This is a genomic window from Mesorhizobium sp. M7A.F.Ca.CA.002.05.1.1 (genome assembly GCF_003998335.1).
GTDB lineage: Bacteria > Pseudomonadota > Alphaproteobacteria > Rhizobiales > Rhizobiaceae > Mesorhizobium.
In genome coordinates, this window is record NZ_RZQI01001595.1 from 1 (window position 1) to 552 (window position 552).

Below are 552 nucleotides of genomic sequence, written 5' to 3' on the forward strand. Positions count from 1 at the left end.
GGTTGGAGAATTCGCGCTTGCGGAAATGGATGACGACGCCCTTCGGCCCGGCGTCGAGCTTCTCGACATTGGCCTTGCGGCAGAGCGCCTTGATGAAGACGATCTTGAGCAGATGCTTGACCTCGTCCGGCAGCGGGCCGAAGCGGTCGATCAGCTCGGCGCCGAAAGCGTCGATTTCCTCGGTGTTTTCGAGATCGCCAAGCCTGCGGTAGAGCGCCAGCCGGAGCTGCAGGTCCGGAACATAGCTTTCCGGGATCATCACCGCCGTGCCGACGGCAATCTGCGGCGACCAGCCGCCATCCTGCACTTCGCCGGAATCCTTCACCTCGGCGACGGCCTCTTCCAGCATCTGCTGGTAGAGCTCGAAGCCGACCTCCTTGATGTGGCCGGACTGCTCTTCGCCAAGAAGATTGCCGGCGCCCCTGATATCGAGGTCGTGGCTGGCGAGCTGGAAGCCGGCGCCCAACGTATCCAGCGATTGCAGCACCTTCAGCCGGCGCTCGGCGGTGTCGGTCAGCTTGCGGTTGGCCGGCAGCGTGAACAGCGCATAGG

At 63.8% G+C, this 552-nt stretch carries 1 protein-coding gene; it reads right to left on the reverse strand.

Annotated elements, in window-relative coordinates; translation table 11 throughout:
• On the reverse strand, positions 1 to 552 hold a 552-nt coding region (locus EN939_RS37240), incomplete at both ends, for a TRCF domain-containing protein (RefSeq protein WP_335930827.1).